Annotated in this window: 7 protein-coding genes; all 7 read right to left on the bottom strand. The window is 70.4% G+C overall.

Annotated elements, in window-relative coordinates; genetic code table 11:
- Positions 1–6 precede the first annotated feature (6 nt).
- The 7 genes from ACWCSU_RS17595 to ACWCSU_RS17625 are packed head-to-tail and all read right to left on the bottom strand — an operon-like array spanning position 7 to position 8,487.
- Positions 7–1,239, bottom strand: a complete 1,233-nt coding sequence (locus ACWCSU_RS17595) for an enolase C-terminal domain-like protein (RefSeq protein WP_449936031.1) — start codon at positions 1,237–1,239, stop codon at positions 7–9.
- Positions 1,236–4,211, bottom strand: coding sequence for a glycoside hydrolase family 38 N-terminal domain-containing protein (locus tag ACWCSU_RS17600; protein WP_449936032.1), 2,976 nt, complete (start codon positions 4,209–4,211; stop codon positions 1,236–1,238). Before ACWCSU_RS17600 ends, ACWCSU_RS17595 begins: the two co-directional genes overlap by 4 nt.
- Entirely contained in the window at positions 4,212–5,021 is an 810-nt protein-coding gene (locus tag ACWCSU_RS17605; protein ID WP_364084029.1) for a carbohydrate ABC transporter permease, read from the bottom strand.
- Positions 5,018–5,863, bottom strand: coding sequence for a carbohydrate ABC transporter permease (locus ACWCSU_RS17610; RefSeq protein ID WP_449936033.1), 846 nt, complete (start codon positions 5,861–5,863; stop codon positions 5,018–5,020). Before ACWCSU_RS17610 ends, ACWCSU_RS17605 begins: the two co-directional genes overlap by 4 nt.
- Before the next feature lie 31 nt (positions 5,864–5,894).
- Positions 5,895–7,145: an ABC transporter substrate-binding protein gene (locus ACWCSU_RS17615; protein ID WP_449936035.1), complete on the bottom strand. Its 1,251-nt coding sequence runs from the start codon at positions 7,143–7,145 to the stop codon at positions 5,895–5,897.
- A 34-nt stretch (positions 7,146–7,179) separates the two neighbouring features.
- Positions 7,180–7,875 carry a FadR/GntR family transcriptional regulator gene (locus ACWCSU_RS17620; protein ID WP_357702175.1) on the bottom strand — a complete coding sequence of 232 codons (696 nt, stop codon included), beginning with the start codon at positions 7,873–7,875 and terminating at the stop codon, positions 7,180–7,182.
- 60 nt (positions 7,876–7,935) lie between these two features.
- A complete protein-coding gene (locus ACWCSU_RS17625) occupies positions 7,936–8,487 on the bottom strand; it encodes a DUF305 domain-containing protein (RefSeq protein WP_364084018.1) in 552 nt (183 codons plus the stop codon).
- Positions 8,488–8,489: the final 2 nt, after the last annotated feature.

Below are 8,489 nucleotides of genomic sequence, written 5' to 3' on the forward strand. Positions count from 1 at the left end.
GGCCAATTATGGGGCAACGTCCACGGAGATCGCGGGGTCGGCGAAACGTTCGTTCGGGACGGTGGCGTACCAGCCCGGCCGGCCCGGGTCGCGGTCGTAGGGGTAGCCGCCGGTCTCCCGGTAGAACTCGGCGTAGCGGGCCATACGATCGGGGTCGAGGCGCACTCCGAGCCCCGGGCCGGAGGGCACGGCGATGGCGCCGTCCGCGTACGGCAGCTTGCCGCCCTCGATCACGTCGTCGCGCAGCTGGTGGTAGTGGGCGTCGGCGGCGTAGGTGAGGTTCGGCAGCACCGCGCCGAGGTGCAGCATGGTCGCGAGCTGGATGCCCAGCTCACCCGAGGAGTGCACGGCCACCCCGACCTGGAACGTGTCGCACACCCCCGCCGCCTTCACGCACGGCCGCACCCCGCCCCAGAACGTCGTGTCCAGCAGCACCACGTCGGCGGCCCTGCGCAGCACGTTGGAGGCGAGCTGCTCGAAGTTGACGACCACCGTGTTGGTGGCGAGGGGCACCCTGACCTGCTCCCGAACGGCCCTGAGCCCTTCCAGCCCCCAGACGGGGTCCTCCAGGTAGTCGTTGTTCAGCCCCTCGATGGCCCGGCCGAAGCGCAGCCCCTCAGCCACCGACAGCACGGCGTTGGGGTCGTACCTGAGCCGGTCGGCGGGGAACGCCTCGGCCAGCGCCCGGTAGCACTCCAGCTCGTGGTCCGGCGGGAACACGCCGCCCTTGAGCTTGTGCACGGTGAACCCGTGCGCCTCCTTGAGGTGGGCGGCGTGCTCGACGAGCTGGCCGGGGGTGCGGATCTCCGGGTGGCCTTCGGCGGCGTACCGGAAGAACAGGTAGGAGGCGAACGGGACGGCGTCCCGCAGCCGCCCGCCCAGCAGGTCGTGGGCGGGCACGCCGAGGTGCTGCCCGACGAGGTCGAGGCAAGCGAACTCGACGGCGGCCAGGAGCTGGGTGCGGTTGTTGTAGAGCGAGGCGGTCGGGTTGGCGATCTTGAAGCGGAGCGCCTCCAGCTCGAAGGGGTTGTGCCCCTTCAGATACGGGACGAGCGCGCGGAAGGCCGACTCGGCGCTCTCGCCCCCGCCGCCCATCTCCCCCAGGCCGACCAGCCCGTTGTCGGCCTCGACCTCGACGATCGTGCGGACGAACCGCCCCCAGTGGGCGCCGTTGCTGTGCCGCAGCGGCGCCTCCAGCGGGACGGCGACCGTCGTGGCCCGGATGTCAACGATCTTCACGCGCGCTTCCCTCCGACGACGGCGACCCCGCAGGCGGGCAGCCGGACCTCGACCGCGTCCCGTCCCGGCATCGTGACCGTCGCCGTCACCGGCTCGGCGGCCAGCGACTGCAGCCGGACCACTTGCTCCCCGTCCAGCCGGCCGATCGAGGTGATCAGCACGTCGGGGTGGTCCACCGAGGCGTAGGTCTCGGTGGCGCCGGGTTCGCCGGTGATCAGCGCGCCGACGAACGGCTCGGTCAGCCCCGAGGCCGCCGCCGCGCCCAGCCTGCTGCCCTTGACGCCGGCCGCCGACGTGACGGCGTACCGGAAGGTGGTCTCGCCCTGCTGCTGGGCCGGGAAATTGGTGTCCCAGATGTTGTTGAGCGCCCAGGAGTAGACCGTGCCGTCCTCCTGGTCGAGCGTGGGCGGGAACGGCGCGTACGGCATGTGGATGGTGCCGAGCTGCACCAGCGGCGCTTCCAGGGTGGCCCAGGCGACGGTCAGCTCGGGGTCCTCGAAGGCGATCCAGTGCCTGATCGGCAGCATGTACTCGGCCGACCCCGGGACGCGCGGCACATCGGGGCCGCCGACGCCGCCGGTCAGCTCCCAGGCGGTGGCCGGGCCCGTGGCGAACGGGAAGGCCAGGAAGACCGCCTCCTTGGCCGGGGTGCCCTGCTTGGCGAGCTGGTAGGTCAGGTCGAGCCTCGGGACGCCCCGGTGCAGCTCGATCGTGGTGCGCAGCCAGTCGACGCCCTTGCCCTGGAGCTCGACGACCAGCCTCTCGCCGACCGCCGTGCGCTGGGCCTTGACGATCGTGGCGTGGCGGGCGACGGCCCGGTCGCCGAGGAGCGTCCTGTCGTGCGCCCCGACGTGTCCCGACAGGTGGTTGAAGTGCGGGGCGGTGGCGTAGCGGTCGTAGACGTACTGGCCGAAACCGGCGGCGGCGTCACCGTTGACCAGCTCGCGGCCGGCGGACTTGTCGAAGATCGAGCTGATGTGGCCCTCACGGACGTCGTAGGCGACCCGGTAGAACTCGTTTTCGATGACGCCGTCCAGGTCCGGCTCGACCGGCTCGGAGGCCTGGCTCCGGCCCCGCACGACGTCGAGCCGCGCGTAGCCGAAGCCGGGTACGTCGGCCACGACCGCGTGGACGTGCCGGCCGATCGGGCGGGTCGGCCAGTCGTCGGGATCGACGTACTCCTCGTGGTGCGGCACGGTCTGCCCGGTCCGGGAGTCGACCAGCGCGATCGGCACGTCCACGGCCACCACGTCACGCGGCAGGAACGCGCGGACCACGTCGGTCCGCGCTCGGGTGCCGGGGTTGAAGACGGCGAAGGCGGCCAGGGCCACGCCTTCCGCGTCCGCGTCAGGCAGGGCGGCGCCTTCCGCGTCCGGGGTCGAGAGGGCGGCGGCGAAGCGGCGGGTGGCGGCGTGCAGCAGGTCGGAGGCATCGTCCTGGGCCTGGTAGGCGCCCGACGACTTGCGGGTCCACTGCAGGCCGCCGGAGTCGCCGGCCTCCTCGGCGTCCTCCCACGGGTTGGCCGCACCCCAGGTGTGCTCGTTGAACAGGGCGACCTTGTCGTACGCCTCGTCGATCTGGTCCGTGGCGTCCGCGCCGGCGATCGTGTGCAGGGTCTCGGCGACGCGCAGGGCCGACTGCGCGCGGCGGACGTAGCCGAGCGGGCGGGCGCCCGAGCCGAGCCCGTCGGCCCACCAGTCGGTCCAGTCGCCCTCGTGCACGGCCAGGCGGTCGTGGTAGCGCTCCTCGACGTGCTCGAAGAAGTCGCTGTTGACCGCCGAGCGCAGGCGCGGCCAGGCCCACGTCTCGTTCCACTTGCGGGCGATCGAGGCGGGCACGATCGACGGCCCGGCGTTGTCGGCGTGCGCGCCCTGGACCCGCAGGTGCAGCACGTCCAGCTCGTACGGCTCGCGCGGCGCGTCCGGCCCCTGCCAGCCGAACGTGCCGGGCCCGTACGGGTAGCCCCGCGTGGCCAGCGCCGACAGGTAGCGCGGCAGCAGGTCGTCGGCCAGCTCGTAGGAGTCGGTCAGCCCGACCGTGTTGCCCTCCATGTACGCCATCCCGTGCGGCGTGTCGGTGAACCACACGAGCAGCTCGTTCCCGCTGGGCGCCCGCCACCGGAACGGCCTGGTCAGCTTGTCGCCCCCGTGCAGGTACGGCACCGACCGCCCGGCCCAGTTGTGCGCGGCGGCCAGGTAGCGCACGCCGGAGGCGTTGAGCGCGTCCACCAGGCCGACGACCGCGCCCGGCACGTCGGTGTGCATGGCCGACCTGGTGGCGAAGCCGTACCGGTCCTGGAGCTGTGCGGTGAAGCGGAGCTGGCGGTAGAGCTCCTCGGTCGAGCACGCCTCGGTGTGGAGCTGGAACGGCAGCGCGGTCACCTCGATCACGCCCGCCCTGGCCAGCGCGGCGAACGACTCGACCTGCCCGGCGGGCCGGGCGTCGAGCCATTTGAGCGCGGGCATCGACGACTCGACCGTCCAGCGGAACTTGGCGTCGTCCGGCCAGGAGGCGGTCTCCTCGGCCAGCCGCACGGCCGCGTCGAGGTAGTCGAGGTGGTGGCGGAGCACCGTGCCCTGCGGGTCGGTGTAGCCGATGTCCAGGTGCGAGTGGTGCACGACGAACACGCTCCACTTGCGCTGCGGGGTGACCGTGACCTGCGCGCTGCCGACCACGCCGGCGTCGTCGCGGCACTCCAGGGTGAGCGTGCGCGGCGCGTCCACCTCGGGCACCAGCAGCGTCACGTCCGTGCCCGAGGCGCTGTCGACGCCCACCAGCACGTGGGTCAGGGGTTGCGTGCTCGACACCCTGACCGCCTGGCGGCCGTCGTGCGTGAACAGCGGCAGCACCGCGACCCGCACCTCCAGCCCGCGCACACTGATCACCGGGGTCGAGGTGTCGTTGCGCAGCGCCTGCCTGATCCCGTCGTAGTCGGGGCTACCCAGGCTCCGCTGCAGCAACCGGCTCGTCATCTAAACACTCCCTAGGGACAGGCCCCGTGCGAAGAGGCGCTGGGTTGCCAGGAACAACACGACCGTCGGCAGCGAGACCACCAGGCCCGCCGCCAGGCCGACGGGGACCGGCGTGCCGGCGTAGACGTCGGTCATCAGTCCGGCCAGCGCGGTCATGACCGGCCGGACGCTCTCGGTCTGCGTCAGCGTCAGGCCGAAGATCAGGTCGTTCCAGATGAAGGTGAACTCCAGGATGAACACCGCCGTCAGCGCGCTGAGCGAGATCGGCAGGTAGATGCGCCAGAAGACGCGCCACGTGGACGCGCCGTCCATGCGGGCCGCCTCGAAGATCGAGAACGCGACGCCCGTGTAGAAGTTGCGCAGCACGAACGCGGCCAGCGGCACGTTGACGGCGGTGTAGATGAGGATCATGCCGAGCCTGCTGTCGTACAGGCCGGCGTCGCTGTAGCCGACGAACAGCGGCACGAGCAGCATCTGCGACGGGAAGATCGTGCCGCCGAAGATCAGCAGGAACCACCAGAACCCGTGGCGCAGCCGCAGCACCACGATCGTGTAGCCGGCCAGCGCCCCGATCACCACGCCGAGCAGCGGCGAGACGACCGCGTAGAGGGCGGTGCTGCCCAGGCTGGCGGTCAGGTCGGCGCTGTCCAGGGCGCGGCCGAAGTTGTCCAGCAGCGCGAAGTCGCCGGACGGCACCCACGCGCTGCCCGGGTCGTACGAGGCCGCCGGCCTGGACGCGTTGACGAGGAGCAGGTAGGTCGGCCCGAGCCAGATCAGCCCGAGCACGATGAGCACAGTCCGCCGGATCATCGCACCTGCCTCCTCAGGTAGAGGTAGGAGGCCAGCCCGGTGACCACGGTGAGCATCACCGCGACGGCCGAGCCGTAGCCGTAGTCACTGGCCACGAACGTGTCGCGGTACATGGTCACCGCCAGCGTCTCGGAGTTGCGTCCCGGGCCGCCCTGCGTCAGCACCCACACGATGTCGAACGTCTTCAGGCTCGCCACCAGCGCCAGCCCGACCACGACCGCCGTCAGCGGGCGCATCAGCGGCCAGATCACGTGCCGGAACAGCCGCCAGCCGGAGGCGCCGTCCAGGCGGGCGGCCTCGATCGGCTCCTTGGGGATGGACTGGAGGCCGACGACGAACAGCAGCGTGTTCACGCCGAGCTGCTGCCAGGTCCACACCAGCAGCATGGCCAGCGTGTTGTGCGGCGCGACCTGGAGGAACGCGGTGTCCACGCCGAGCAGCCGGTTGGCGATGCCGTCATGGGACAGCACCGGGCTCCACACCATGGCCAGGCCCGCGCCGCTCAGCGCGTACGGCAGCATGAACGGCACCCGGTACCAGGCGCCGCCCTTGAGGTCGTAGGACAGCACCGCGACCAGCAGGCCGAGCCCGACCGGGAGCACCATCGTGCCGGCCACCCAGATGAGGGTGTTGCGGGTCGAGGTGAGCAGCGCGGGGTCGTCCAGCAGCTTGACGAAGTTGCTCAGGCCGATCCACGCCGGGGACTCCAGGCCGTCGTACCGGGTGAGGCTCAGGTAGGCCGTCCACAGGAAGGGCGCGTAGAGCAGCCCCGCGACCAGCACGGCCGCGGGCGCCACGTAGCCGTGCCTGAACCGGCCGAGCATCGGCGCCCGCGCGCTCATGGCCTCGCTCCGCGCGACGGCGTTCCCCCGCTCACTGGTGGGTGCTCCAGTACTCGTCGGCGGCCTTCTGGATGGTCTCCAGCACTTCCTTGTACGTCCCGGGCTCGGTGACGAACTTGCCGAAGCCGTCGAGCGCGGCGGTCAGCACCGGGGGCGGCGTGGCCTCGAAGTAGCGGTTGACCAGGCGGTACTTGCCGCCGCCCGCGTCCTTGGTGACCGTGCCGAGCGCCTCGTCGGCGATCTCGACCTTCGGGTTGGCGCTCACGTCGCCCCTGGTGGAGGCCCACTTCTTCTGGGCGTCGGCGGTGGTCCACCACTTGAGGTACTTCAGGTTGGAGTCGGGGTCGTCCCCCTTGGCGAGCGAGCACAGCGGCCCGCTCTCGAAGATCATCGAGGTCTTCGGCAGCGCGGGGTTGACGTTGGGGATGACGAAGAATCCGTAGTCGGTGCCGGACTTCAGGTCGCGCTGCGCCATGCTGGTGTTGAACCAGGTGCCGAAGGAGACCATCGCCGCCTTGCCGTTCTTCAGGACATCCCCGGGGTCGGTCTTGTCACCCGGGTTCATGAAATATCCGGCGTCGATGAGCGACTTCCACTTCTCCATCACCTGGACCACACCCGGGTCGGTGTACTTGGCCTGGCCCGTGGACAGGCGGTCGTACAGGTCGGGGTCGGAGCCGGCCATGAGCTGCTCGAACCAGACGAAGGAGAACAGCACGCTGGTGTGGTAGAAGGCCTTGACGCCGTTCTTCTTCAGGGTCTCGGCGCCCTGCACCAGCTCGTCCCAGGTCTGCGGGGGCTTCAGGCCGTACTTGTCGAAGATCTTCTTGTTGTAGAACATGCCCCAGTAGGCGACGTTCATCGGCACGCAGTACTGCTTGCCGCCGATCGTGTAATAGGGCGCGAGGTCCTGCGACAGGTCCCCTGCCTTGATCGCCTCCTGCCAGACGGCCGTGGTGTCGGCCACCTGCTTCTGCTTGACGATCTCCTCCAGCATCCCCCCGGTCTGCCAGGTGAACAGGTCGGGCTTCACGTTCGTGCGGAAGGACGCCTTGATGAAGGCCTGGTACTGGGCGGAGTCGGTGTACCCCGTCGGCTTCATGCCCAGGCCGATCTGCTGCTTGGACAGGGCGCCCATCTCGTCGAAGTATTTCGTCCAGGCGCCCTTGTCGTTGTAGAGCGACAGTTCGGTCTTCTTCTTCGGCGCCTCGGCGCTGTTTCCGCCGCAGGCGGTCAGGACCAGCGCCGCCACGCCCAGCGTGGCCACACGTGACCGGAACATGGCCGGCCTCCTTGCTCTTTCGGGGGGACTTGCTCTATCTAGAGGGCAACCTCTGCTCGACGACGGTCCGCACGTCGACCAGATGGGCCCGCATGCGCGCCTGCGCCTCGGCGGCGTCGCGCGCTTCGATGGCCTCCAGGATGGCCAGGTGCTCCTCGTAGTCACGGCGCCGGTCGTCGAAGATCTGCAGGATCTCCCGCTGCTCCGCCCCGTGGACGGTGAGCAGCGAGTCGACCACCTCGTGCAGGACGCTGTTGCCCGCCATCCGCGCGGTCGCCCGGTGGAAGGACATGTTGGCCTCGTGCAGCTCGGCGTCCTCGCCGCGCAGGTGCCGGCCCGCCTGGTCGAGCACCTGCTTGAGCGCGGCCAGCTCCGCGCCCTCGGCCTGCTCGGCGGCCATGGCGGCCAGCGGCGGCTCGATCACGATCCGCGCGCCGAGCAGTTCGAGGAGCTGGGCGAGGTGCATGTCGCGCATGTTGGGGTTGGGCAGCACGAGCCGCTCGATGTCGGCGCCGACGTAGATGCCCGAGCCGTGCCGCAGCTCGATGGCCCCGGTGGCCTCCAGCCTGCGCAGCGCTTCGCGCAACGTCGGGGTGGTGACGGCGAAACGCTGGGAGAGCTCCCTGGTGGAGGGCAGCCTGTCGCCCGGCCGGTGCCCCCCACTACGGATGAGCTCCAGCATGCGCTCGGTCAGAGCGTCGGAAAGCGTCGGCCGCGCAACCTCGGACATATCAAGTGATCTAATCACTTAATCCGACGCGCGTCTATGCTGACCGGCGATTTCCCCGGCTCAGCGGTTGAGCAGGTCCTTCATCAGGTCGATCTGCGCCTTGCGGGACGCCTGGACCTGCGCCGCCCACTCCTTGACCGCCGGATCAGCCCCGGAGGCCACCTCGGTGTCCGCCATCTTGATCGCGGCGCCCTGGTGCGCGATCAGCAGGGTCATCAGGTCGTGCTCGAAGGACTTCGACTTCTTCAGCGCCCTGATCTGCCTGCGGTCGGTCTCCGGCATGCCGCCGTGGTGGTCGTGGGCGCCGGTGGCGGCCGTGAGCGGCTGCTCCCAGGCGTACAGCCAGCGCAGCATCATCTCGACCTCGTCCTGTTGCGTGCTGGCCACGGCGGCCACCAGGATGCGGAGCTGGTCGGTGGTGGCCCGTTCGCTGCCCAGCTTGGCAATCTCGATGCCCTGGCGGTGGTGCTGGACCATCATCTGCACGAACATCACGTCCTGGGCGTTCACCGGAGGAGCCTGGGCCCCGGCAGCCCCGCAGGCGGTGGCCAGCAGGAGGCCCAGGGCCGCCAGGACGAGCTTCAGGGCGCCGGATCGGGGGGTAGCGGCCACTC

This window comes from Nonomuraea sp. NPDC001699 (assembly GCF_053596455.1).